The following is a 25,727-nucleotide window of genomic DNA, read 5'->3' on the forward strand; positions in this document are numbered from 1 at the left end:
GTGCGTCCCGGGGGGCTCTCACTGCCGGTCGCCGCGGTGCTCCCCGAGCTGGCCGCGGCGCTGGACGGCAGCGGCGCGGCGGTGCTGTCCGCGCCGCCCGGCACCGGCAAGACCACCCTGGTGCCGCTGGCCCTGGCCGGGCTGCTCGGCGGCCCGCCCCGCCGGGTGCTGGTCGCCGAGCCGCGCCGGCTCGCGGTGCGGGCGGCGGCCCGGCGGATGGCCTGGCTGCTGGAGGAGCCGGTCGGCGCCTCGGTCGGGTTCACGGTCCGCGGCGAGCGGAAGGTCGGGCCCGGCACCCGGGTCGAGGTGGTCACCACCGGCGTCCTGCTGCAGCGCCTGCAGCGCGACCCCGAACTGCCGGGCGTGGACGCGGTGGTGCTCGACGAGTGCCACGAGCGGCACCTGGACGCCGACACCGCGCTCGCCTTCCTGCTGGACGTCCGGGCCGCGCTCCGCCCCGAACTGCGGCTGCTGCTGGCCTCGGCGACCGCCGACACCGCGGCCTGGGCCGAACTGCTGGGCGGCGCACCGGTGGTGGCCGCCGCGGGCGTCTCGCACCCGGTGGAGACGGTGTGGGCGCCGCCGCCGTCGGCCGTCCGCCCGCCGCACGGCACGAGGGTCGACCCGGCGCTGCTCGCGCACGTCGCGGCGACGGTCCGCCGGGCGCTGGCCGAACGGGACGGCGACGTGCTGTGCTTCCTGCCCGGCGTGGGCGAGATCGCCCGGGTGGCCGGGCAGCTGTCCCCGGACGGGGTCGAGGTGCTGCACCTGCACGGGCAGGCGCCGCAGGCCGTGCAGGACGCGGCGCTGGCCGCCGGGGAGCGGCGGCGGGTGGTGCTGGCCACCTCGGTCGCCGAGTCCTCGCTGACCGTGCCCGGCGTGCGGGTGGTGGTCGACTCCGGACTGACCAGGGAACCGCGCACCGACCACGCCCGCGGCCTGTCCGCCCTGGTCACCGTCCGCACCTCGTTGGCCGCCGCCCGGCAGCGCGCCGGGCGGGCCGGGCGCGAGGCCCCCGGCACCGTCTACCGGTGCTGGGCCGAGGCCGAGGACGCCCGCGCGGCCCGCTTCCCCACCCCCGAGATCGCGCTCGCCGACCTCACCTCCTTCGCCCTGCAGGCCGCCTGCTGGGGCGACCCCGACGCCGCCGGGCTCACCCTGCCCGACCCGCCGCCGGCCGGGGCGATGGCCGCCGCCCGCGAGGTGCTGCGCGCCCTGGCCGCCGTCGACGGGGCGGGCCGCCCCACCGACCGCGGCCGCGCCATCGCCCGCACCGGCCTGCACCCCCGGCTGGCCCGCGCGCTGCTCGACGGCGCCCCCGCGGTCGGGCCGCGCCGCGCCGCCGAACTCGTCGCGCTGCTCTCCGAGGAGCCGCCGCGCGCCCTCGGCGACGACCTGGCCGAGATCCACCGCACCGTCCGCCGGGCCGCCGGCGACCCGTACGCCCGGCGCTGGAAGGACGAGGCCCGCCGCCTCGAACGCGCGCTGCCCGCCGGGTCCGACGGGGAGTCCGGCGGCGGGGCAGGCGGCGGGTCCGGGCCGTCCGACGCCGTCGCGGCCGGGCTGGTGGTCGGGCTGGCGTACCCGGAGCGGGTGGCGCGGGCCCGGGACGGCGGGGACGGCGCGTACCTGATGGCCTCCGGGACGGCCGCCCAACTGCCGGCCGGGACGCGGTTGCCGGCCGGCGGATGGCTGGCCGTCGCGGTCGCCGACCGGCCCGCCGGGTCGCCGTCCGCGCGGGTGCTGCGGGCGGTCGCGGTGGACGAGGCGACCGCCCGGCGGGCGGCCGGGCCGCTGCTGACCGCCCGCGAGGAGGTGCACTGGTCGGCCCGGCAGCGCGAGGTGACCTCCCGCCGGGTGGAGGCGCTGGGGGCGATCGAACTGGCCGCCGCCCCGCTCGCCGCCCCCGACCCGGCGCTGCTGCGGGCCGCGCTGCTGGACGGGCTCGAACGGGAGGGCGTCTCGGCGCTGCTGACCTGGCCGCCCGCCGCGAGCGGGCTGCGCGAACGGCTCGCCTTCCTGCACCGGACGGTCGGCGACCCGTGGCCGGACGTCGACGACGCCGCGCTGCTGGCCGCCGCCGACCGGTGGCTGGAGCCCGAACTCTCCCGGGCCCGCCGCCGCGCCGACCTCGAACGGATCGACACCGCCGCCGCCCTGCCACGCCTGCTGCCCTGGGCGAGCGGCCAGGCCGGACGGCTGGACGAGCTCGCCCCGGAGCGGATCACCGTCCCCAGCGGCAGCCGGATCCGGGTCGACTACGCGAGCGACCCCGAGCGGCCCGTCCTCGCCGTCAAGCTCCAGGAGCTGTTCGGCTGGTCCGCCGCACCGGCCCTGGCCGGCGGCCGCGTCCCGCTCACCGTCCACCTGCTCTCCCCCGCCGGCCGCCCGGCCGCCGTCACCGGCGACCTGGCCGCCTTCTGGCGCACCGGCTACCCCGCGGTCCGGGCCGACCTCCGCGGCCGCTACCCCCGCCACCCCTGGCCCGAGGACCCCACCACGGCGGAGGCCACCCGCCGGGCCAACCCGCGCAAGTGACGGGCCGTCAGGGAGTCTGCCGGGACGGCGAGGCGTACGGGATGCCCGGGACGGCCGGGTTGGGCAGCGGCGTCGCCGTGAGGACCGGGTCGCAGGTCATCAACCGGCCCTGCGGGTCGTAGAAGCAGCCCGGACGCCGGGCGTAGGTGCCCTCCTCGCCCGGCAGCGCGGGCTTGGGGCTGACCTCGGTGCGCGGAGTGGTCTTCGCCGCCCTGGGCTTGGTGGCGGTCGGGTGCGGGGTGGCGGCCGCCGCCGGGGAGTCGTCAGCAGGGGGTCCGGTGAGGGTGGGGCTCGGCGTGGCGCTCGGGGACGGGGACACCTCGGGCGCAGCCGTCGTGGTCCCGGGGGACGGTGTCGCCGGGGCGGCCTGCGGCGCCGGGTCCGACGCCGGGTGCGGACCGGAACCCGGTACCGCCGCCCACACCGCCCCGCCGACCGCTGCGGCGGCCACCGCCGCCACGATCCCGGCCCGACGGCCCTTCCCCTGCCACGCCTTCACGGCCCCACCTCTGCGTTCGCGCCGGTCCTCGGTGTGCGAAGCCTAGTGCCGCGTCAGGCAACCTTCGCCGGGAAGGAGCGGTGTCCGGTGCGTGCTCTCGGCGTGCCGGCCGGAAGCCCTCGTACTGGATGTACTCGGGTTTTCGGCCGGTGCGGCGAGCGGGCCCCTCCTGCCCGATGGCGGGCAAGGAGGGCGCGTGCCGGGCGTCGCGACGGGCGAAGGTTGCCTGACGCGGCACTAGCGGCCGCCCGCGGGGACGGGGCCGTCAGGTCCAGTCGTCCGCGAGGGCGGCCATGTCGATGTCGTCGATCCACTCGTCCCCGTAGCGCAGCACCTGGCGGCGGACGCCCTCGACCTTGAAGCCGGCCTTCTCGTAGGCGCGTCGGCCGCGGGCGTTGAAGGCGTAGACCGAGAGCGAGACCCGGTTGAGGCCGAGGGCGCGGAGGGCGTGGTCGGTGAGCAGGCGGACGGCTTCGGTGCCCAGGCCGCGGTCGCGGCCGTCGGGGCCGATCGCGATGCGGAGGTTGCAGGCGCGGTTGGGTTCGTCCCACTCGTTGAGGACGACCTCGCCGACGCCGCGGCCGGTGGCCCGGTCGACGACGATCAGGTCGAGGCGGTCGCTCTGCTCGTTGCGGGTGGTGTACCACTCGACGACGCGGCGCTCCATCGCCTCGTCCCACTCGGGGGCGACGGGGGTGTACACGTTGGAGGTGTAGCGCAGCACGTCCGGGTCGTTGAGCATGACGCGGAGCATCGGGAGGTCCTCCTCCGGCCGCACGGGCCGCAGGAGGACCTTCTCGCCCAGCAGGGTGGGCTTGTCGGAGAAGGTGGGCATCCGGCCAGTCTCGGAGGGCCGGCCGGACGCCCGCAACGCAATATCAGTGCGCCGCGGCCTCCCAGTTCGCCCCGGCGCCGACCGAGACGTCCAGCGGGGCGCGCAGCGGGTACGCGCCGGCCATCTGCTCGCGGACCAGGGCCTCGACCTGCTCGCGCTCGCCGGGGGCGACCTCCAGGACGATCTCGTCGTGCACCTGGAGCAGCATCCGGGTGGTGAGGCCGGCGGCGCGCAGGGCCTCGTCGACCCGGAGCATGGCGATCTTGACGATGTCGGCGGCGGTGCCCTGGATCGGGGCGTTGAGGGCCATCCGCTCGGCCATCTCGCGGCGCTGCCGGTTGTCGCTGGTGAGGTCGGGCAGGTAGCGGCGGCGGCCGAGCAGCGTCTCGGTGTAGCCGACGGCGCGGGCCTCCTCGACCACGTTGTGCAGGTAGTCGCGGACGCCGCCGAAGCGCTCGAAGTAGGTGTCCATCAGGCCCTGGGCCTCGGCGGGCTTGATGCCGAGCTGCTGGGAGAGGCCGTACGCGGACAGGCCGTAGGCGAGGCCGTACGACATGGCCTTGATCTTGCGGCGCATCTCGGCGTCGACGTCCGCCGGGGCGACCGAGAAGACCTGGGAGGCGACTGTGGTGTGCAGGTCCTCGCCGCTGGCGAAGGCCTCGATCAGGGCCTCGTCCTCGGAGAGGTGGGCCATGATGCGCAGTTCGATCTGCGAGTAGTCGGCGGTGAGCAGCGTCTCGTAGCCCGCGCCGACCACGAAGGCGCGGCGGATGGCGCGGCCCTCCTCGGTGCGGACCGGGATGTTCTGCAGGTTCGGGTCCTGGGAGGAGAGCCGGCCGGTGGCGGCGACCATTTGGTTGAAGGTGGTGTGGATCCGGCCCTGCGGGGAGACGGTCTTGAGCAGGCCCTCGACGGTGGTGCGGAGCTTGGCCTGGTCGCGGTGGCGGAGCAGGATCACCGGGAGCTCGTTGGTGGTCTGGGTGGCGAGCCAGGTCAGGGCGTCCGCGTCGGTGGTGTAACCGGTCTTGATCTTCTTGGTCTTCGGCAGGCCGAGGTCGCCGAACAGGACCTCCTGGAGCTGCTTGGGCGAGCCGAGGTTGAACTCGCGGCCGGCCGCGGCGTGCGCCTCCTCGACGCAGCGCTGGATCTCGACCGCGAACTGCGACTCCAGGCCCTGCAGCCACGCGCGGTCGGCGGCGATGCCGTGGCGCTCCATCCGGGCCAGGAGTTCGGCGATCGGCAGTTCCATGTCGTGGAACAGCTCGACCGCGCCAACCTGGGCGAGCCGGGTGTCGAACAGGACGGCGAGGTCGTGGACGGCGCGGGCCCGGGTCATCAGGGCCTGGGCGCCGGCCGTCGGGTCGGGCTCGTCGGAGTCGAAGCTGAGCTGGCCGGTCTCGGCCTCGGCGGCGGGGGCGAGCGAGCGGCCCAGGTACTCCTCGGCGAGGACGTCGAGGGTGAAGGCGCGGCGGCCGGGCTTCTCCAGGTAGGCGGCGAGCGCGGTGTCGGCGGTGACGCCGGCGAACTGCCAGCCCTGCTCGGCGAAGGCCCGCATGACCTGCTTGGCGATGTGCAGGGCCTTGGGGCGCTTGGGGTCGGCGAGCCAGGCGGTGAAGGCGCGGTCGTCGTCCTCGCCGAGCGCGGCCGGGTCGAACCAGGCGGCGGCGGTGCCGGTGGCGAGGGCGACCTGCTCGACCTTGCCGGTGCCCAGGGCCCAGCTGTAGTCGGCGGCGAGCGCGGTGCGCCCGGCCTCGCCGGTATGCTCCTCCAGCCAGGCGGCGAGCGCGCCGGGGACGGTGAGCAGGTCGCCGTCGACGGCGGGGCCGGCCGGGACCTCGACGGCGGCGGCGGACTCGGCGCCGGCCGGGTCGATGCCGGCCACCCGGTCGCGGAAGTTGGGGTTGCGGAACTCGAGCGCCTCCATCAGCCGGGCGACCTCGTCCTTGTCGAACGGGGCGCGGGCCAGTTCGGCGACGCCGAGCGGGAGTTCGACGTCCCGGACGAGCTCGGTGAGGAAGCGGTTGCGCTTGACGGAGTCGAGGTGCTCGCGGAGCTTCTCGCCGACCTTGCCCTTGACCTCGTCGGCCCGGTTGACCAGTTCCTCGAAGGAGCCGAACTGGTTGACCCACTTCGCGGCGGTCTTCTCGCCGACGCCGGGGATGCCGGGCAGGTTGTCCGACGGGTCGCCGCGCAGGGCCGCGAGGTCCGGGTACTGGTCGGGGCGGACGCCGTACTTCTCGGCGACCTTCTCGGGGGTGTAGCGCGTCAGCTCGGAGACGCCCTTGGTGGGGTACAGCACGGTGACGTGCTCGTTGACGAGCTGCAGCGAATCCCGGTCGCCGGTGACGACCAGCACCTCGAAGCCCTCGGCCGCGGCGGCGGTGGCCAGGGTGGCGATGACGTCGTCGGCCTCGAAGTTCTCGGCGGTGATCCGGGGCACCCGCATGGCGTCCAGGAGTTCGCCGATCAGCGGGATCTGGCTGCGGAACTCGTCCGGCGTGGCCGAGCGGTTGGCCTTGTACTCGGGGTACTCGGCGGACCGGAAGGTCTGCCGGGAGAGGTCGAAGGCGACCGCGAGGTGGGTGGGCCGCTCGTCGCGGACGGTGTTGGCCAGCATCGAGGCGAAGCCGTAGACCGCGTTGGTGTGCTGTCCGGTGGCGGTGGAGAAGTTCTCCACCGGCAGGGCGAAGAAGGCCCGGTAGGCCATCGAATGCCCGTCCAGCAGCATCAGCCGGGGCCGTTCGGCCGCACTCTTGCCCGCACCCTGTGTCGCCACGTCACGTCCCGTTCCTGCCGGTTGCTCTGCCTCCCCGATCCTATGGCCCGGCGCCGACATCCCCGGCGCGGCGCGGGGCCTCCCTACCGGCGGGTAGACAGTCGTACGATCGACGCGCAACGAAGCGAACCCCCGGAAGCAGGAGCACCATGACCGACTCGGCGCCCGTACTGAAAGTGCCCCAGGACGTGCTGGACCACTTCGCCAAGCTGGGGGTGAGCCCGAGCACCTTCTCCGGCGGGCACCTGGGCGAGAAGCTGGGCATCACCATCGTCGAGGCGTCCCCGGACCGGGTGGTGGGGACGATGCCGGTCGAGGGCAACCAGCAGCCGTACGGGCTGCTGCACGGCGGGGCGTCGGCAGCGCTGGCCGAGACGGTGGGCTCGATCGGCGCGATGCTGCACGCCGGCCCGGGCCGCTACGCGGTGGGCGTGGACCTGAACGCGACGCACCACCGGTCGGCCACCTCGGGCCTGGTGACGGGCGTGGCGACGGCGGTCTTCAAGGGCCGCACCGCGGCGACGTACGAGATCGCGGTGACGGACGACACCGGCCGCCGGATCACCTCCTGCCGGCTGACCTGCATGCTGCGCGACCTGTAGCGGCACCGCGGTCCCGCACGCGCCCCCTCGGAGTTTGGCCGGGCCCCGCCAAGGGCAACCTGGGCTGGACGAGGGGGCGCCGCCATGTCCGGAGAGCGCGAACTGCCAAGCGGCCCAGGGGGGTTCCTCGGTCCGGTCGAGCCGGGCGAGGGCACCTGGACGCCGCTCGTGCTGCGCCCGGAACCGCCGCCGGAGCGCCCGCCGCGGCTGCTGAGCAGGCGTCAGAAGTACCTGCTGGCAAGTTTCTTGCTGATCGCGGCGCTGGGGCTGACGATCGCGCACGCCGCGAACCATCCTGAGCAGGCGGCGAATTCGCCCCCGCCGCACCAGCAGCTGCCGCCCTTCCCCTCGCAGTCGACCAGGTTCCAGTACGGCGGCCCGGCCCCCCGGTACCAGGACTCCTTCGCCCTCCGGCTGACGGTGCGCAACACCGGCCCGGCCGCGGTGGACGTGCTGGGGGTGAGCCAGGGCTACCCGGGCCTGACCGTGCGGGTGTCGGGCTGGCTGCCGCAGACGGTGCCGTCCGGCACGGCGATCGAGCTGCGGGTGGGGCTGGAGGTGACGGACTGCTCGGGAGCCCCGGCGGACGCGACCCTTCCTTTCCTCGATGTAACGCTGCGTAATACGCGTGCAATGGAGACCGTGAGTCAGATCCTGGGGGACGCCTATGCCCGCGATCTCTCCGCCGCCCTGCATTCCGCCTGCGACGGTACCGATTATCGGACGCCCACGACCACCCCGTGAGCTCCGGACAAACCTGTCCGATAATCGGTGAACCCTTGCGTGACCAGGGAGTTGAGGAAGGAGGCCATCCGCTACTCGGGACGGATCCCGGAATTTCGGGCTCCACCTGGGGTTTTCGACCATGATGTGAGATCAACATCCGCCGTGGTCATAACAAGAGAATCACAGCCTCTCCCGTCCCACTGCCCGAGTCGGCAGCGGCGGTCTAGAGTCACGCCCAGTCACCGCTCCGTCCGGTTCTCGGGCCGGGCCGTCGCTACCGGCACCGCCAGCCCTGTGCGCGTGTCCTCCAGATCCAGAAGGAGACCCTCGTCGTGCGAAAGAGCTCACTTCTCGTCGTGGCCGTTGCGGTAACCGGAGCGCTCACCCTCTCCGCCTGCGGTTCGCGCGGCGGCAACTCCGGCTCCGGCTCCGGATCCGACAAGGCGAGCGGCGGGACGAAGGTCGTCATCGGCGTCGACGCGCCGATCAGCGGCAGCCTGTCGGCCCTCGGCCTGGGCATCCGCAACTCGGTCGAACTCGCCACCAAGCAGGCCAACGAGAAGAACTACGTCCCCGGCGTGACCTTCTCCATCGAGGCCAAGGACGACCAGGCCAACCCGACCACCGGCAAGCAGAACGCCACCGCCCTGGTCGACACCAAGGGCGTCGTCGGCGTGGTCGGCCCGCTCAACTCCAGCGTCTCGCAGACCATGCAGAAGGTCTTCGACGACGCCAAGCTGGCCCAGGTCTCGCCGGCCAACACCAGCCCGGAGCTGTCGCTCGGCCCGAAGTGGGGCGAGAACCAGTTCGCCCGCCAGTACAAGTCGTACTTCCGCACCGCCACCACCGACGTGGTGCAGGGCAAGTTCGCCGCCCAGTACCTGTACAACGACGCGAAGAAGACCAAGGTCTACGTCATCGACGACAAGAAGACCTACGGCGCGGGCCTGGCCGCCATCTTCCAGGCCGAGTTCAAGCAGCTCGGCGGCACCGTGGTCGGCGCCGACCACATCAACCCGGGCGACAAGGACTTCTCCGCGGTCGCCACCAAGGTCGCCTCCTCCGGCGCCGACTCGGTCTACTACGGCGGCGAGTACCCGGACGCCGGCCCGCTGAGCGACCAGATCAAGAAGGGCGGCGCCAAGGTCCCGCTGTTCGGCGGCGACGGCATCTACGACCCGGAGTTCATCAAGCTCGCCAACGGCAACGGCGAGGGCGACCTGGCCACCTCGGTCGGCGTCCCGGTCGAGGAGCTGGACACCGCCAAGGAGTTCGTCGCCAACTACGCCAAGGCCGGCTACAAGGACCCGTACGCGGCCTACGGCGGCTACTCCTACGACGCCGCCTGGTCGGTCATCGAGGCGGTCAAGGCCGCGGTCGAGCACAACGGCGGCAAGGTCCCGGACGACCTGCGCACCAAGGTGCTGGACGAGCTCGGCAAGGTGAAGTTCACCGGCGTCACCGGCCCGGTCTCCTTCGACGAGTACGGCGACACCACCAACAAGCAGCTCACCGTGTACAGCGTCCAGGGCGGCGCGTGGAAGAAGGTCAAGAGCGGTACCTACTCCGGCTGATCCGCACCGTTCCCCCCGCAAGACAGCCGTGACGGCGGAGGGCACCACAAGTGCCCTCCGCCTCCTCGTACCCCCCTATCCACGGAGGCCCGCGGTGCACGAACTGCCGCAAAACCTGGCCAACGGACTGATGCTCGGCCTGATGTACGGCCTGATCGCCATCGGCTACACGATGGTCTACGGCATCGTCCAGCTCATCAACTTCGCCCACGGCGAGATATTCATGATCGGCGGCTTCGGCGCGCTGACCGCCTACGCGGCGCTGCCGCACGGCACCTCCCTCTGGCTGGCGCTGCCGGTCATGATCCTCGGCGGTGTGCTCGCCTCCGTGCTCACCGCCGCCGCCGCCGAGCGGTTCGCCTACCGGCCGCTGCGCACGGCGCCCCGGCTGGCGCCGCTGATCACCGCGATCGGCCTGTCGATCGCGCTGCAGCAGGTGGTGTGGGCGTTCTACCCGGGCGCCAAGAAGGCGCTGTCCTTCCCGCAGTTCGAGGGCGACCCGATCGGCCTGGGCTCCTTCCACCTGCAGCGCAACGACCTGTTCCTGCTGGTCGCCGCGCCGCTGTGCATGCTGGTGCTGGCCGCCTTCGTGCGGCTGACCCGCACCGGCCGGGCGATGCAGGCCACCGCGCAGGACCCGGACACCGCGAAGCTGATGGGCATCGACACCGACCGGATCATCGTGGTGGCGTTCGCGCTCGGCGCGGCCTTCGCCGCCGTCGCGGCCGTCGCGCACGGCCTGCGGTACGGCCAGGTCGACTTCACGATGGGCTTCCTGGCCGGCCTGAAGGCGTTCACCGCGGCCGTGCTGGGCGGCATCGGCAACATCTACGGCGCGATGCTGGGCGGCCTGGTGCTGGGCGTCGCCGAGTCGCTGGCCACCGCGTACATCCAGGACGTCCCGGGCATGCACCAGCTCGGCGGCGGCGCCTGGGCCAACGTGTGGGCGTTCGTGCTGCTGATCGTGGTCCTGCTGGTGCGGCCGCAGGGCCTGCTCGGCGAGCGCGTCGCGGATCGGGTGTGAGGACGATGACGACTGCGACGACCCACGAGACCTCCCCCGTCCTGCCGCTGCCCGCCCGGCTCGGCTACGGCGCGGCGGTGCTCGGCGGCGTGCTCGCCGCCGCCTCCGCGGCCATGTCCTGGACCTGGACGCCGGACTTCCCCGGCGACCTGACGTACTACGGCTCCCCGGCCGGCCTGCAGTGGCTGGCGCTGGCCGGCGGCCTGCTGACCGCGCTGCTGGCGCTGGCCGCGGCCGGCCTGAAGGGCCTGCGCTGGCTGAGCCCCTCGGGCGGCCACAACGGCGTGCTGCTCGCCGCGCTGGGCACCATGGCAGTGTGCTGGTACGCGGTGGTGGCGATCGCCGTCGAGCTGAACGGCCTGGTCAACCTGGACCCGGGCGGCTGGCTGGCCGCGGCCGGCTCGCTGCTCGCCGTCCTCGGCGCGCTCGGCCTGCCGCTGGACCGCCGCCGCACCGTCCGCCACCCCGAGCTGCACTGGAGCCTGTACGCGGCGCTGCTGGTCTCGGTGGTGCTGCGGGTCGGCTTCGGCCAGGGCTGGGCGCTGCACGCGGTGCCGCCGGGCATCCGGCCGATCTTCACCGAGAACCTGTGGTTCTTCGTCGCGCTGCCGCTGGCCATCGCCGGGTTCCGGCTGTGGCGGCTGCTGGACGGCCTGCTGCGGATCGGCCGGATCGAGCGCCCGCTGCCCGCCGCCCGGAAGCTGCCCGCCTGGGCGGAGATCCTGGTGGTCACCGCGGTGTTCGCGGTGGGCCTGGGCGTGGTCGAGTTCGGCGTCTCCACCGAGTACGGCGAGCTGTTCGTCGGCTTCCTGCTGCTGACGGCCTTCGGCACCGCGGCGCTGCTCGCCTCGGGCGCGATCGGCCGGCTGCGCGAACTGACCGCCCGGAACCGGGCGGTGACCACCGGCGCGGCGTTCGCGGCGGCGGGCGCGTTCCCGTTCACCCAGGGCAGCGAGACGTACGTGCTGATCGGCACGAACATCCTGATCTTCGCCACGGTGGCGCTCGGCCTGAACGTGGTGGTCGGCCTGGCCGGCCTGCTGGACCTCGGCTACGTGGCCTTCCTGGGCGTCGGCGCGTACGCGGCGGCGCTGGTGTCGGGCTCGCAGTTCTCGGTGTTCAGCGGCGTGCACCTGCCGTTCCCGGTGGCGGTGCTGATCGGCGCGCTGGCGGCGCTGGTGTTCGGCGTGGTGATCGGCGCGCCGACGCTGCGGCTGCGCGGCGACTACCTGGCGATCGTGACGCTGGGCTTCGGCGAGATCTTCCGGATCGCCATGAACAACCTGGACGGCCGCTCCGGCCCGAGCCTGACCAACGGCCCGAACGGCATCGCGGCGATCCCGGACGTCAACCTGTTCGGCTTCGACTTCGGTTCGGCGCACGACTTCGCGGGCCTGCACCTGGGCAAGAACGGCAACTACCTGCTGCTGATGCTGGTGGCCACCGCGATCGTGGTGACGGTGTTCGGCCGGGTCGCCAACTCCCGGATCGGCCGGGCCTGGGTGGCGATCCGCGAGGACGAGACGGCGGCCGAGGCGATGGGCATCAACGGCTTCCGGGTGAAGCTGATCGCCTTCGCGCTGGGCGCGACGCTGGCCGGCCTGGCCGGCGCGGTGCAGGCGCACGTGTCGGGCGCGATCTCGCCCGACCAGTACCTGTTCAGCAGCCCGACGCCGCCGAACTCGGCGTTCCTGCTGGCCGCGGTGATCCTCGGCGGCATGGGCACCATCAGCGGCCCGCTGGTGGGCGCGGCGCTGCTGTTCCTGATCCCGGCGAAGCTGGAGTTCCTGCAGTCCTACCAGCTGCTGGCGTTCGGCGTGGCGCTGATCCTGCTGATGCGCTTCCGCCCGGAGGGCCTGATCGCCGGCCGGCGGCAGCAGCTGGAGTTCCACGAGGCGCAGCTGCCCGCGCAGGCCGCCCCGACCGACGACGTACCGACCAAGGCAGGGGCGTGAGCGCCGTGACCACCGACACCGCCCCCGCCGCCGCGGCGCCCGCGCCGTCCGCCGAGACCGTGCTGGAGGCCTCCGGCGTGGTGATGCGCTTCGGCGGCCTCACCGCGGTCAACAACGTGGACCTGACGGTCCGCCAGGGTGAGATCGTCGGTCTGATCGGCCCGAACGGGGCCGGGAAGACCACCTTCTTCAACTGCCTGACGGGGCTGTACGTCCCGACCGAGGGCACCGTGACGTACAAGGGCCGGGTGCTGCCGCCGAAGCCGCACCTGGTGACCCAGGCCGGGATCGCCCGGACCTTCCAGAACATCCGGCTGTTCGCCAACATGACGGCGCTGGAGAACGTCCTGGTGGGCCGGCACACCCGCACCAAGGAGGGGCTGTTCTCGGCGATCCTGCGCGGCCCGGGCTACCGGCGGGCCGAGCGGGAGGGCCGGGAGCGGGCCCGGGAGCTGCTGGAGTTCTGCGGGCTCGGCGCGAAGGCCGACCACCTGGCCCGGAACCTGCCCTACGGCGAGCAGCGCAAGCTGGAGATCGCCCGGGCGCTGGCGTCCGAGCCGGGCCTGCTGCTGCTGGACGAGCCGACCGCGGGCATGAACCCGCAGGAGACCCGGGCCGCCGAGGAACTGGTGTTCGCCATCCGGGACCTGGGCATCGCGGTGCTGGTGATCGAGCACGACATGAAGTTCATCTTCAACCTGTGCGACCGGACCGCCGTGCTGGTGCAGGGCCAGAAGATCGTCGAGGGCGACCGGGAGACCGTGCAGAACGACGAACGGGTCGTCACCGCCTACCTGGGCGCCCCGCTCGAAGGAACCACCGCAGCTCAGGAGGACGGCCAGTGACCGCTCTGCTGGAGGTCGAGGACCTCCGTGTCGCCTACGGCAAGATCGAGGCCGTCAAGGGCATCTCGTTCACCGTCGAGCAGGGCGAGGTCACCACCCTGATCGGCACCAACGGCGCCGGCAAGACCACCACCCTGCGCACCCTGTCCGGGCTGCTGCGGCCGACCGCGGGCAAGGTCCTGTTCGAGGGGCAGGCGATCGACACGGTGCCCGCGCACCGGATCGTCGCGCTGGGCCTGGCCCACTCCCCCGAGGGCCGGCACATCTTCCCGCGGATGACCATCGAGGAGAACCTGCTGCTCGGCGCGTTCCTGCGGCGCGACGCGGCGGGCATCGCCGAGGACGTGGAGCGGGCCTGCACGCTGTTCCCGATCCTGGCCGAGCGCCGCAAGCAGGCCGCCGGCACCCTGTCGGGCGGCGAGCAGCAGATGCTGGCGATGGGGCGGGCGCTGATGTCCCGGCCCAAGCTGCTGATGCTGGACGAGCCGTCGATGGGCCTGTCGCCGCTGATGATGCAGAAGATCATGGCGACCATCGTGGAGCTGAAGGCCGCGGGCACCACCATCCTGCTGGTGGAGCAGAACGCGCAGGCCGCGCTCTCGCTCTCGGACCGGGCGTACGTGATGACCACCGGGAAGATCACGCTGTCCGGCACCGGCGCGGAGCTGCTGCACGACGAGTCGGTGCGCCGCCAGTACCTGGGCGAGGACTGACCGCCCGTCGGGCGCGGGAGCGCCCCCGTCCGGACCGGTGTCCGGGCGGGGGCGCTCCTTCGCGTGCGGGGCCGGCTCAGCCCTCGGCGGTGTCGGCCTTCTTGCGGTCCTGGGCGGCGCCCTCCTCGATCACGGCCTCGGCGACGGCGGCCATGGTCATCCGGCGGTCCATCGAGGTCTTCTGGATCCAGCGGAACGCGGCGGGCTCGTTCAGGCCGAACTTGGTCTGCAGCACGCTCTTGGCGCGGTCGACCAGCTTGCGGGTCTCCAGCCGCTGCGAGAGGTCCGCGATCTCCTGCTCCAGGGTGCGCATCTCGGTGTAGCGGGAGACCGCCATCTCGATCGCGGGCACCAGGTCGCTCTTGCTGAACGGCTTGACGATGTAGGCCATCGCACCGGCGTCCCGGGCCCGGTCGACCAGCTCGCGCTGGGAGAACGCGGTGAGCATCAGCACCGGGGCGAGGTGCTGCTCGTGGATCCGCTCGGCGGCCGAGAGGCCGTCCAGGACGGGCATCTTCACGTCCAGGATGGCCAGGTCGGGCTTGAGCTCCTCGACCAGTTTGACCGCCGTCTCGCCGTCACCGGCCTCACCGACGACGGTGTAGCCCTCCTCCTCCAGCATCTCCTTGAGGTCGAGGCGGATCAGTGCCTCGTCCTCGGCGATGACGATTCGGGTGATCTGGGGCGAGTCGGTGTCAAGCGGCTGGGCCTGCTCGTCGGCGGTGCTCACGGGGCTCCTCGGTCCGGCGGGGTGCTGCATGCATGAGCCTACCCAGCTGCAACCGGGAGCGCGCACAGGGTATCCTTCTGCCACCCACCCCTGCCGGGTTGGTGGAACGGCATACACGGATGTCTCAAACACATCTGCCCGAGAGGGCTTGCGGGTTCGAATCCCGCACCCGGCACTCACGATTACTTTCCACTCGAAGGGCAGGACTGCCCACGGCTCACCTCTTGGGGTGAAGTCCGGCGAGTCAGCCCCTCGCGGGTCCACTACCGGCGAAGCTGCTGCCATGGTTGAACGATCGATCCGGGACCAGGCGACCCACCTGCTGCGACAGGGGGTCTCGAACGCCGACGTCGCCCGGAGGCTGTGCGTGCCGAGCGGCACGGTCGCGTGGTGGAAACACCGCGACCTCGCCGGACGGGGCATGCTCCCCGGCCGGAAGCGGTCGACCTGCCCTCACTGTTTCGGCGATCCCCTCGACGGCCCCGCCTACTGCTACCTCCTCGGCCTCTACCTCGGGGACGGCCACATCACGCACCCCGCGCAGCACCGCAGCCCGGCTCTCTCGATCACCTGCGACGACAAGTGGCCCGGGGTGACGGACTCCGTCGAGCGGACCATGCGCGTGGTGCTGCCCCACAACCGACCCTGCCGGGTTCGCCGTACCGGCTGCCACGACGTCAAGGTCTACTCGACCCACCTGGTCTGTCACTTCCCCCAGCACGGTCCCGGGAAGAAGCACGAACGCCCCATCGTCCTCGAGCCCTGGCAGCGGGAGTTGACCGACCGCCACCCCTGGGAGCTGCTGCGCGGGCTGATCCACTCCGACGGCTGCCGGATCACCAACCGGGCGACCCGGACGGTACGCGGCGAGGTCCGGCACCATGCGTACCCGCGGTACCTCTTCACCAACACCTCGCCCGACATCGTGCGGCTGTTCACCGACGCCCTTGATGCCGTCGGCGTGCCGTGGAGGTCGAACCGGCGGGCGTCCGGAGCGGTGAACGTCTCGATCGCCCGCCGGGCTGCCGTGGAACTACTGGACGCGCACGTCGGCCCGAAGGACTGACGGTGCGGGCCACGGTCCTGACCGTCTCGACCGGGTACGTGCCGACCGAGGCCGCGCCGCCTCGGAGCCGTCGCGCTGCCCGACGCCCTCACCGCGCCACCAGCGTGAGCACCGTCGGCTCGTCCGGCTGCTGCGCGTCCGCGGCCTCCAGGGTGTATGTGCCGGCGGTGTCGCCGTAGAAGTCGAACCAGGCCGCCAGGCTGACGGTGTCCGGCCGGCCCGGGTGGGCGGTGGCGTCGACCGGGGTGCTCGGGGCGAGCCGGCGGCCGTCCGGGAGCGTCAGGTGCAGCACCAACTGCTCGGGGGTGGTGCCGGCCGGGGCCTCGAACAGGACCTCCACGCTGTGCTGACCGGGCTTCAGGGCGCGCAGCGAGCGGGGCACGAAGGGCGTGGTGCCGAGCGGCACGGCCCGGGCCGGCACCGGGTTGCCGGTGCAGTCCTCGCGCAGCCGGGCCGAGGACAGCACCAGCCGGTAGCGGCCGGCGCGCACGGTGTCGGCGGAGGGGTGCAGCACGGTCGGCCGGAGGTCCACCGGGTCCTGCCCGGAGCGGGCCCCGATCGGGAGCACCGCGCGGGCGGCCCCGGGGGCGGCCAGCACCAGGGCGAGCCGGTTCGGGTCGAGCAGCTGCCCGGGCGGGCCGACGTCCTGCACGGTGACGGTCAGCGAGGCCCGGCCGAACGGCGGCGGCTGGACCTCCAGCGGGCCGCTGACCGCGACGCCCTCCTGCTCCAGCGCCACCCGGGGCAGCGCGGAGGCGGCGGGCACCGGCGACTCGACCACGACGCCCAGGACCAGTTCGACCTCGGTGCGGCCGTCGGGCTGCGCGGTCGCGGTCACCCCGGTGAGCCGGTAGGAGCTGCCGCCCCACCACGCCGTCCGGTCCACCGCCACGCTCCGGGCCACCGGCCGCACCGGGCTCGCGGAGGCCACCGCCTGCAGGGTGTCCGCGCCGTAGGGGGTGCAGCCGGCGGTGAGCACGGCCGCGGCGCAGAGCGCAGCGGTGCGGCGGCGTATCAAGCGGTTCCAACCCCCCGTTCGCGGCGCGGGCCCGACCCCGGGGGCCCGCCCGAGGCATGCTACCCACAGCGGTGGCGGTGGTGCGGCGGGTGACTGACGGGACGTCACGCGACGGCCGGGGCCGCCCCGTCCGGAGCGGACGGAACGGCCCCGGCCGCAGGGTCAGTTGGCCGGTTCGCCGACGTGGTGCACCCGCACCAGGTTGGTCGATCCGGCCAGGCCGGGCGGGGAGCCGGCCGTGATGATCACGACGTCGCCGGGCTTGCAGCGGCCCAGGCTCAGCAGCGCGGAGTCGACCTGGGCGACCAGTTCGTCGGTGGTGGTGACGAACGGGCCGAGGAAGGTCTCCACGCCCCAGGTGAGCGCCAACTGGCTGCGCACGGCGGGCTCGCAGGTGAACGCCAGGACCGGGATCGGCGAGCGGTAGCGGGTCAGCCGGCGGGCGGTGTCGCCGCTCCGGGTGAACGCGATCAGGTACTTGGCGTCCAGGAAGTCGCCGATCTCGGCGGCCGCCCGGGCCACCGCGCCGCCCTGGGTGCGGGGCTTACTGCTGGGGGTGAGCTCGGGCAGGCCGGCCGCGAGGACGTCCTGCTCGGCGGCCTCGACGATCCGGGCCATCGTCTTGACCGTCTCGACCGGGTACTTGCCGACCGAGGTCTCGCCGGAGAGCATCACCGCGTCGGTGCCGTCCAGCACCGCGTTGGCCACGTCGGACGCCTCGGCGCGGGTCGGCCGGGAGGCGTTGATCATCGAGTCCAGCATCTGGGTGGCGACGATCACCGGCTTGGCGTTGCGCTTGGCCAGCTTGACCGCGCGCTTCTGGACGATCGGCACCTGCTCCAGCGGGAGTTCGACGCCCAGGTCGCCGCGGGCCACCATGATGCCGTCGAAGGCGTCCACGATGGACTCGAGGTTCTCCACCGCCTGCGGCTTCTCGATCTTGGCGATGACCGGGATCCGGCGGCCCTCCTCGGCCATGATCCGGTGCACCGCCTCGACGTCCTTCCCGCTGCGCACGAACGACAGCGCGATGACGTCGGCCCCGGTCCGCAGGGCCCAGCGCAGGTCTTCGACGTCCTTGTCGGAGAGCGCGGGCACCGAGACGGCGACACCGGGGAGGTTGAGGCCCTTGTGGTCGGAGACCAGTCCGCCCTCGATCACGATGCAGTGCACCCGGGGGCCCTCGACGTGGGTGACCTCCAGGCAGACCCGGCCGTCGTCGACCAGGATCCGCTCGCCGCGCGAGACGTCCGCGGCCAGGCCCTTGTACGTGGTGCCGCAGATCTCCCGGTCCCCGGGGACGTCGTCGACGGTGATGGTGAACTCGTCCCCGCGCTCCAGCAGGACCGGCCCGTCGGCGAAGGTGGCGAGGCGGATCTTCGGGCCCTGGAGGTCGGCCAGCACCCCGACGCTGCGGCCCGACTCGTCCGAGGCCTTGCGGACCCGGTGGTAACGCTCCTCGTGCTCCGCGTGGGAGCCGTGGCTGAGGTTCAGTCGGGCGATGTCCATGCCGGCGTCGACCAGGGCCTTGATCTGGTCGTACGAGTCCGCGGCAGGCCCGAGAGTACAAACGATTTTTGCTCGGCGCATACAGCAGAGCCTAGGCATTACCGGGTCGTAACAGCGCGGTTCCGGCCAGTCCTCCCATGGCAGTTGGCAAAAGATTTGGTGAACGGACCTGCACCGCGCGGGCGGTGGCGCGCGGAGTGAGGGCCCGCCGCCCGGGTTGACGCACGGCAGTTCGCCCGGCGGGCGCCGTGCGGGCGTCCGGCGGCCCCGGGACGGGCCTGTCGCGGGCGGGCGCGCCACCCGGGGGTCACCCGGATCTCACCTGTTGGATGGCGAATGGGTCTGGCCTCGGGGGCCGGAAACCGGCAGACTGCCAGTCGCGTTTTCTACGCGCGTCACCACGGGTGGCGGGGTGTCACCTGCCCCGCCCCGGACGCCGGCTGACCGCCCGTACCGCCCGACTTGGAGTCCTCGATGTCCCTCAACCGCCGTGACTTCGTCACCCGCTCCGCCGCCACCGCGGCCGGTGCCGCCCTGGTCGGCGGCCTGTCCGCCGCCGCGGCCACCCCCGCCGCCGCCGCGGACCACGACCGGGACGAGTCCCACGGCAGGGGCCCCGTCCCGTTCAAGGGCGCCTTCACCGTGATGGGCACCACCGACCTGCACGGCCACGTCCTCAACTGGGAGTACTTCACCGACTCCGAGTACGACGACAACGCCCACAACGACGTCGGCCTCGCCAAGATCTCCACCCTGGTCGAGCAGGTCCGGCAGGAGAAGGGCCGCGGCCGCACCCTGCTGATCGACGCCGGCGACACCATCCAGGGCACCCAGCTCTCCTACCACTTCGCCCGGATCGAGCCGATCACCGGCAAGAAGGCCCCGCGCCACCCGATGGCCACCGCCATGAACGCCATCGGCTACGACGCCGCCGCGCTCGGCAACCACGAGTTCAACTACGGCATCCCGCTGCTGCGCGCCTACCAGGACCAGCTGGAGTTCCCGCTGCTCGGCGCCAACGCGGTCGACCCCAAGAGCGAGAAGCCCGCCTTCCCGCCGTACGTCATCCGCGAGCTGCACCTCGGCCACGGCCGCCCCGTCCGGGTCGGCATCCTCGGCCTGACCAACCCCGGCATCGCCATCTGGGACAAGGCCAACGTGCAGGGCAAGCTGGCCTTCCCGGGCATCCCCGAGATCGCCGCCAAGTGGGTCCCCAAGGTCCGCGCGGCCGGCGCCGACGTGGTCGTGATCACCGCCCACACCGGCGTGGACGGCGCCTCCTCCTGGGGCGACCAGCTGCCCTTCTCGGAGAACGCGGGCGCCGAGATCGCCGCGACCGTCCCCGGCGTGGACGCCATCCTGGTCGGCCACGCCCACAAGGAGATCCCGCAGCGGATCGTGGTCAACCAGCAGACCGGCAAGAACGTCGTGCTCTCCGAGCCCGCGCTCTGGGGCGAGCGGCTGACCTGCTTCGACTTCGAGGTCGAGTTCTCCCGCGGCCACTGGACCGTCACCGGCGTCAGCGCCCGGCTGCTGAACTCCAACACCGTCACCGAGGACCCGAAGATCGTCAAGCTGGTCAAGGACCAGCACCAGAAGGTCGTCGCCTACGTCAACCAGGTCATCGGCACCTGCAAGGAGAGCCTCTCCATCGCCGAGTCCCGGTTCCGGGACACCCCGATCATCGACCTGATCGGCCGGGTCCAGGCCGACGCCGTCCGCGCCGCGCTGGCCGGCGGCCAGTACGCCGCGCTGCCGGTGCTCGCCCAGGCCGCGCCGTTCAACCGCACCGCGGTCATCCCGGCCGGCGAGGTCAAGCTGCGCGACGCGGCCGGCCTGTACATCTACGAGAACACCCTGGAAGCCCGGATCCTGACCGGCGCCCAGCTCAAGGACTACCTGGAGTACTCCGCCAAGTACTACGCCCAGGTCGCCCCCGGCGCGCCGATCGACCGGGACACCCTGACCAACCAGGCCAACAACACCCCCGACTACAACTACGACTCGCTCTACGGCCTGTCCTACGACATCGACATCGCGCAGCCGGTCGGCAGCCGCATCGTCAACCTGTCGTACCAGGGCGCGGCGGTCGACCCGGCCGCGCAGTTCGTCCTCGCCGTCAACAACTACCGCGCCAACGGCGGCGGCAACTTCCCGCACGTCGCGGCCGCCCAGCAGGTGTGGGCCAACTCCGACGAGATCCGCAACACGATGATCGCCTGGGTCAAGGCCAAGGGCGTCATCGACCCGGCCGACTTCTCCGGCGGCGCCAACGGCGGCTGGCGCCTGGTCCGGGCCGGCGTCCCGGTCTTCTGACCCCGACTTCCGACCCCGACCGGCGACAGCCGCCGCCGAGCTCGATCGGACGGCCGCGCGGGCACGACCCCTGGAGATCACTCCGGGCGGTCGTGCCCGCGCTGCTGCTGCGGGCCGGTCCGGCTGCCCGACGCCGACCACCCGCTGCCGCTCCGAGCCCCCGGAACCGAACCGCCGGGAGGACCGTCCGACTCACGACCCGCACAGGGGCGTTGAGGGGATCGCGAGATGCGTGGACGAGTCGCGACGGCGGCGATGGCGCTGCTGCTGCTGGTGGGCGGGTGTGCGAGCGAACCCGGCCCGCAGAGCACGGCGGTCGGGCCGAGCCCGGTCACGGCCGGGCCGAGCCTGGTCACGGCCGGGCCGGAGGTGCGCGCCGCGACCGGGGACGCGGCGCGGCGGGCGGCCGAGGTGACGGCGGCCTGGCCCGGGTCGGCCGCCCAACAGGCTTGGGAGCACGGTTACTTCCCGGTCGAGGACACCACCGAGTGGATGCCGGCGGGGGCGTTCCGCAGTGGCGCGGACAAGGCCGCCTACCTCTCCGGGCATCTCGACCTGGGAACCACGCTGCCGGTGTCCGTCTCCGGCACCGCCGAGGTGCGGTTCGCGGACGGCTCCCGGCTGACCCTGCCGCAGCGCTCCGCGAAGGAGGTCTTCGCCCGGCTGACCGCCCGGAGCGACGTCTGCGCCACCCACTGCGACAGCCGGCTGACCGTCACCGCCGTCCGGCCCGGCACCACCACCGTGGCCACCTCCCGCGGGCAAGCCACCGTCCCGGTCTGGGAGTTCACCCTCTCCGGCTACGACCGGCCGTTCCGCTACCCCGCCGTCCTCTCCCAGGCCCCGGCCGCCGGCCCCACCGCGAACACCTTCGACGGCTCCTCCACCGTGCTCGACTCGGTCTCCGCCGACGGCCTGGTCGTCACCGCCGTGGTCTCGTACGGCAGTTGCGACACCGTCCGCCCCGGCGAGGTCCACGAGACCGACCTGGCGGTCGTCCTGATCGGCCGCGTCGACCGCGCTCCCGCCCGGGCCTGCGACGCCGCCGCGCGCTCCACGCCGGTCGAGTTCCGCCTCTCCCGCCCGCTCGGCGCCCGCACCGTCCTGGGCCTCGCCGACGGCCGGCCCCAGCTCCCCTCGGCCGCCTCGGCCGCCTCGGCCACCTCGGCTGACGCCGGCGGCCGGGCCGCCGCCCCCTCCCCGGCGGGCGCCGGAAATGTCTCGGAGCGGATGTGCCCACTGCTTCGAACAGCGACTCACCGGCGAGGGCCGGAAACCAATCACCGGCGATCAGGAAACGGCCCAGCCGATTCTCCACCGACCCACCGTCGGCGATTTTCATGGGCCACCGAATCGGGCCGCCAGCTCGGGCCGGTGAGCTTTCCCGGGTGATTCTCCGGGAGATTTCCCGGGAGATCTAACGGAGATTTCCTTCCGTATTCCGTTCCGGACCGGGACCGCCCCGGCCCGCCGGTCGGCGGCCCGACCGGCACCCGGGCCGCGCCGCGTACACGCGAGCTGTCAAGTCGCCCCCGGGCGGGTGTCCCGGCCCGTGCGGGCCGGAACGCCGACCGGCGGGCCGGGGCGGGCGAGCTTGTGCCCGATGTCGGCAGTTCCCGCAAGATATCCCGACATACAGGCAAGTTGATGGTTCGTCAGACATGCGCGGAACCTCTTCCGGCGGGTCTCGACCAGCCGCGCCGGAAGCCCGGCCCAACCGGAATGTGGTCTACTCCAATCCTTGACAGCGCTCACGCGGGTGCCCCAGGATGATCGTCAGCCGCCGCTGGTTCAGGGCGCGGAACAGGTGATTCATCCACTTCGTAGGCCGTTCACGGGGGACAGGCTGCCGGAGCTTGCAATGGCGCAGGCGGCACAGTCGGATCGAAGTCCTTGCACATTTCCCCGTGTCCGCCGCATGCCATCTGCTGAACAGGCCGGGGCTTTCGCCTGCCCTCTCGCATGCCTGGTCGGCAGTGCCACCAGACGGGATGAGGTTTCGTCAGACGTGCAAAGCAATGCAGAAACGAAATCCGCACGACCGGTTCACGCACGGCGGATCGCCCGGAGAGCCGAGCACGCGCCACCGGACTTCGAGACCGACATGTGGGCCCGGATGGCCCTGCCGGCGGCACCGTCCTTAGCGCCCGCCGAACCGCCCTCGGCCGCGGGTCTGAAACTCGCGCTGTCCCTCCTGGAGGAGGGCGTGCTGACCAGCCGGGGCGCGCGTTCTCGCGGGTCGCACGGGGCGCGGGCGGTACCGTCCGCCGGGGCCGTGTACCCGTACGAGTTCGCCGTCCTCACGATGGAGAACGGCCGGCCGACCGCCTTCCTGGTCGACTCCGACCGCCGCACCTGCACCCGGCTGGCCGCCGGGGACGTCGCCGGAGCGCTGCGTGCCTCGACGCTGGAGATCCCCGCGGACGGCGGCGCGGTGATCGTGGCCCTCACCCGCCCCTGGTTGTCGATGCGCAAGTACGGCGACCGCGGCTACCTGTACACCCAGCTCGATGCCGGGCACGCCGCCGGGAACCTGCTGCTGGCCACCACCGGCCGGCGCGCGCCGGGCACGCTGCGGCTGCGCTTCCCCCGCTCGCCCCTGTCGGACCTGCTGGAGGCCCGCGAGAACTGCCGGGAGGTGCACTCCGCCCTCCTGGTCCCGGCGGCCGAGGCCGACGACGCCTGGGCCCGCTGGACCGTGCACGACGAGGCCGACCGGGAGCGGCGCGAGCCGGCCTGGCGGTCCTGGCTGGAGGAGACCTGCTGGGACTCCCTCTCCGCACGGGCGGAGCACCCCGGGAGCACCCGTGCGCCGGACGCCCCCGCGCCCCTCGCGCAGCTGCCCGACAGCGGCCGGCCGACCGGCGCGCAGGACGGCCTGGGCGATCCGTCCGACTGGCCGGAACTGCTCGCCGCGCGGGCCTCCAGCAAGGCGTTCGCTCCCGGCACCGTCCCCGCGGCCGACGTCTGGCGGGCCGTCTCGGCCCTGTCCACGCCGGTGCGGACGGACCTGCCGGCCGACTCCCCGATGGGCGCCACCCTGGTCCTGCGGTCGGCGGAGGAACCCGAGCACAACGCCGTCCACCTGCTGACCGGCGAGGGTGCCCGGCGACCCGGCCGGCTGCCGTCCACCGACGAGGTGGTCCGCGCCTGCATGCAGCAGCGCAGCCTGGCCGACAGCGCAGCCGTCGTCCTGCTGCACGCGCCGCGAACCGCGCTCAGCGGCACCGCCGCCGAGGCGGCCGCCGGCAGCGAGGACCTGCGCGAACTCGCCTTCCGCTGCGGCGCCCTGGGGCAGTTGCTGTACCTGGGGGCGACTCGCGCCGGGATCGGTGTGACCGGCGTCGGCGGCTTCGACGCGGCGCTCTGGCACTCGCTGGCCGGGCTGCCGGACAGCGACGAGATCCTCTACGTCCTGCTGCTCGGGCGTCCGGACGACTCCGGCATCAAGTTCGACCGGCTCGCCACCGCCCACGCCCAGAACGAGCGGTGAGGCCGCGATGAACGCCGTCCTTCCCGGCGCCTTCGCGGACGCCCTCGCCCGGCACGGCGACCGTGTCGCGGTCACCGACGCCGACAGCTCGCTCAGCTACGCCGAACTGGCCGACCGGGCCCGGGCCGCCGCCGCCCGGCTGGCCCCGCACGGCGCGGCCGGCGAGCGACTGCGGATCGGCTTCTACGCCGCCAACTCCACCGACTACGTGGTGGGTTACCTGGCTGCCCTGTTCGCCGGCGCGGTTCCCTTCCTGGCCGACTCGGCCTTCGGACCGTTCGAGCTGGCCCGGATCGCCGAGGACTGCGGACTCGACCTGCTGGTCCACGCACCGGATGCCGACGTCGAGCAGGTCACCGAACAGGTCACCGAACAGGTCACCGAACAGGTCACCGGCGCGGTCGGGTTCGCGGGGGGCGGGTTCGGCGGCCTCACGGTCAGCCGGGTGCGCCGCTTCGACACCCCCGCCCCACCGCTGCTGCCCGACACCGAGGTCTGCCGCTTCACCTCCGGCTCCACCGGCCGGCCCAACTGCATCGAGTTCTCCGGCGCGGCCGTGCTGGCGGCGGCCCGCAACTGGGTCGCGGGAACCGGGCTCTCGGCCGAGGACCGGATCGCCTGCCTGGCCGCGCTCTCCAACGGCCTGGCCTTCAACACCTCCTTGCTCGCCGCCTTCCTGCCCGGTGCCTCGCTGCACCTGTCGCGCGGCCTGCCGACCGCCTCCCGGATCGTGCGGCTGCTGGAGAGCACCGGGGCCACCCGGCTGGTGGCCTTCCCGGCGCTGTACGAGTCGATCGTGCGGCGCTCCTCCACCGGGGGCTTCGCCGGCGTCCGCGCCGCGATCTCCTCGGGAGCCCCGCTGCGCGACGGCGTCCGTGCGGAGTTCACCCGGCTCACCGGCGTGCCGATCCACAACTACTACGGCGTGGCCGAGGCAGGGCCCCTGACCTTCGCCGCCGACGGCACCGGCACCGGGCTCGGCACCCCGCTGCCCGGTGTGGAGGTGATCGCGGACGAGGAGGGGCTCCGGGTCCGGAGCGAGTCGATGGGCTCCCGCTACCTCAACGCCCCCGGGGTCTTCGAAGCGCGGGTCGACGACGAGGGCCGCTACCGCACCGGCGACCAGGGCCACCTGCTCGACGGCGTGCTCCACCTCACCGGCCGCACCGGGCGGATGGTCAACGTGGGCGGACGCAAGATCGACCCGATCGAGATCGCCGAGGTGCTGCGGAAGGCCGCCGGAGTGCTCGACGTCGTCGCCTTCGAGGCCGAGGGCCGGCACGGCGACCCGGTCCTGGCCGCCGTCCTGGCCGTCGAGGCCGGTCCCACCGTGCAGTCCCTGCGCGCCCACTGCGCGGCGCTGCTGCCCTCCTTCAAGGTGCCCTCGGTCTTCCACCTGGTGGACCGGATACCGGTGAACTCGATCGGCAAGCCGTCGGTCGAGCGCCTGCGGCGGCTGCTCGCCGAAGCCCGGAACAACTGACCCCCTCCCCAGCCCAGGAGCCCAC

19 protein-coding genes and 1 tRNA gene are annotated in these 25,727 nt (G+C 73.2%); 14 read left to right on the forward strand and 6 right to left on the reverse strand.

Going from position 1 to position 25,727, the window contains the following annotated elements; translation table 11 throughout:
- The gene (gene hrpB / locus OU787_RS07120) at positions 1-2,538 is read left to right on the forward strand and encodes an ATP-dependent helicase HrpB (protein ID WP_268658879.1); all 2,538 of its coding nucleotides are present in this window, start codon (positions 1-3) and stop codon (positions 2,536-2,538) included.
- A gap of 7 nt (positions 2,539-2,545) precedes the next feature.
- On the opposite strand, the gene OU787_RS07125 is transcribed toward hrpB, so the two are convergent.
- From OU787_RS07125 to polA, 3 genes are all read right to left on the reverse strand, one after another.
- Entirely contained in the window at positions 2,546-3,037 is a 492-nt protein-coding gene (locus tag OU787_RS07125) for a hypothetical protein (protein ID WP_030460066.1), read from the reverse strand.
- Positions 3,038-3,302: 265 nt separating this feature from the next.
- Positions 3,303-3,872, reverse strand: coding sequence for a GNAT family N-acetyltransferase (locus OU787_RS07130; protein WP_268658880.1), 570 nt, complete (start codon positions 3,870-3,872; stop codon positions 3,303-3,305).
- Between the two features lie 43 nt (positions 3,873-3,915).
- Positions 3,916-6,648 (reverse strand): DNA polymerase I, encoded by a 2,733-nt coding sequence (polA, locus tag OU787_RS07135; protein ID WP_268658881.1) that lies wholly within the window; start codon positions 6,646-6,648, stop codon positions 3,916-3,918.
- A 149-nt stretch (positions 6,649-6,797) separates the two neighbouring features.
- Here polA and OU787_RS07140 point away from each other — a divergent pair, with 149 nt between their 5' ends.
- The 7 genes from OU787_RS07140 (at position 6,798) to OU787_RS07170 (ending at position 14,087) form a co-directional block, all read left to right on the forward strand.
- The gene (locus OU787_RS07140) at positions 6,798-7,250 is read left to right on the forward strand and encodes a PaaI family thioesterase (RefSeq protein ID WP_030460069.1); all 453 of its coding nucleotides are present in this window, start codon (positions 6,798-6,800) and stop codon (positions 7,248-7,250) included.
- A gap of 84 nt (positions 7,251-7,334) precedes the next feature.
- Positions 7,335-7,994, forward strand: a complete 660-nt coding sequence (locus OU787_RS07145; protein ID WP_268658882.1) for a Tat pathway signal sequence domain protein — start codon at positions 7,335-7,337, stop codon at positions 7,992-7,994.
- Between the two features lie 314 nt (positions 7,995-8,308).
- Positions 8,309-9,550 carry a branched-chain amino acid ABC transporter substrate-binding protein gene (locus OU787_RS07150; RefSeq protein WP_030460071.1) on the forward strand — a complete coding sequence of 414 codons (1,242 nt, stop codon included), beginning with the start codon at positions 8,309-8,311 and terminating at the stop codon, positions 9,548-9,550.
- 94 nt (positions 9,551-9,644) lie between these two features.
- Positions 9,645-10,574, forward strand: coding sequence for a branched-chain amino acid ABC transporter permease (locus tag OU787_RS07155; protein ID WP_030460072.1), 930 nt, complete (start codon positions 9,645-9,647; stop codon positions 10,572-10,574).
- 5 nt (positions 10,575-10,579) lie between these two features.
- Positions 10,580-12,529, forward strand: coding sequence for a branched-chain amino acid ABC transporter permease (locus OU787_RS07160; RefSeq protein ID WP_063759612.1), 1,950 nt, complete (start codon positions 10,580-10,582; stop codon positions 12,527-12,529).
- Complete coding sequence (locus OU787_RS07165) at positions 12,526-13,374, forward strand: ABC transporter ATP-binding protein (protein ID WP_030460074.1); 849 nt, start codon at positions 12,526-12,528, stop codon at positions 13,372-13,374. Before OU787_RS07160 ends, OU787_RS07165 begins: the two co-directional genes overlap by 4 nt.
- Complete coding sequence (locus OU787_RS07170; protein WP_030460075.1) at positions 13,371-14,087, forward strand: ABC transporter ATP-binding protein; 717 nt, start codon at positions 13,371-13,373, stop codon at positions 14,085-14,087. Before OU787_RS07165 ends, OU787_RS07170 begins: the two co-directional genes overlap by 4 nt.
- 76 nt (positions 14,088-14,163) lie before the next feature.
- Here the strand turns inward: OU787_RS07170 and OU787_RS07175 are convergent, their stop codons facing one another.
- Positions 14,164-14,847 (reverse strand): ANTAR domain-containing response regulator, encoded by a 684-nt coding sequence (locus OU787_RS07175; RefSeq protein ID WP_369794951.1) that lies wholly within the window; start codon positions 14,845-14,847, stop codon positions 14,164-14,166.
- Between the two features lie 62 nt (positions 14,848-14,909).
- Here OU787_RS07175 and OU787_RS07180 point away from each other — a divergent pair.
- Positions 14,910-14,992, forward strand: a tRNA-Leu gene (locus tag OU787_RS07180).
- A gap of 108 nt (positions 14,993-15,100) precedes the next feature.
- The gene (locus OU787_RS07185; RefSeq protein WP_030460077.1) at positions 15,101-15,883 is read left to right on the forward strand and encodes a hypothetical protein; all 783 of its coding nucleotides are present in this window, start codon (positions 15,101-15,103) and stop codon (positions 15,881-15,883) included.
- A gap of 88 nt (positions 15,884-15,971) precedes the next feature.
- Here the strand turns inward: OU787_RS07185 and OU787_RS07190 are convergent, their stop codons facing one another.
- Both OU787_RS07190 and pyk read right to left on the reverse strand, forming a co-directional pair.
- Entirely contained in the window at positions 15,972-16,901 is a 930-nt protein-coding gene (locus OU787_RS07190) for a hypothetical protein (protein WP_030460078.1), read from the reverse strand.
- A gap of 162 nt (positions 16,902-17,063) precedes the next feature.
- On the reverse strand, positions 17,064-18,491 hold the full coding sequence (gene pyk / locus OU787_RS07195; RefSeq protein ID WP_030460079.1) for a pyruvate kinase: 1,428 nt from the start codon (positions 18,489-18,491) through the stop codon (positions 17,064-17,066).
- 393 nt (positions 18,492-18,884) lie between these two features.
- On the opposite strand from pyk, the gene OU787_RS07200 reads away from it, so the two are divergent.
- From OU787_RS07200 to OU787_RS07215, 4 genes are all read left to right on the forward strand, one after another.
- Positions 18,885-20,726 (forward strand): bifunctional metallophosphatase/5'-nucleotidase, encoded by a 1,842-nt coding sequence (locus OU787_RS07200; protein WP_268658883.1) that lies wholly within the window; start codon positions 18,885-18,887, stop codon positions 20,724-20,726.
- A gap of 228 nt (positions 20,727-20,954) precedes the next feature.
- Positions 20,955-22,118: a hypothetical protein gene (locus tag OU787_RS07205; RefSeq protein WP_268658884.1), complete on the forward strand. Its 1,164-nt coding sequence runs from the start codon at positions 20,955-20,957 to the stop codon at positions 22,116-22,118.
- An 883-nt stretch (positions 22,119-23,001) separates the two neighbouring features.
- Complete coding sequence (locus OU787_RS07210) at positions 23,002-24,219, forward strand: nitroreductase family protein (protein ID WP_030460082.1); 1,218 nt, start codon at positions 23,002-23,004, stop codon at positions 24,217-24,219.
- 7 nt (positions 24,220-24,226) lie between these two features.
- Positions 24,227-25,702 carry a class I adenylate-forming enzyme family protein gene (locus OU787_RS07215; protein WP_030460083.1) on the forward strand — a complete coding sequence of 492 codons (1,476 nt, stop codon included), beginning with the start codon at positions 24,227-24,229 and terminating at the stop codon, positions 25,700-25,702.
- Positions 25,703-25,727: the final 25 nt, after the last annotated feature.

This window comes from Kitasatospora sp. YST-16, from assembly GCF_026802215.1.
In the GTDB taxonomy this organism is placed as follows: Bacteria; Actinomycetota; Actinomycetes; order Streptomycetales; family Streptomycetaceae; genus Kitasatospora; species Kitasatospora cineracea.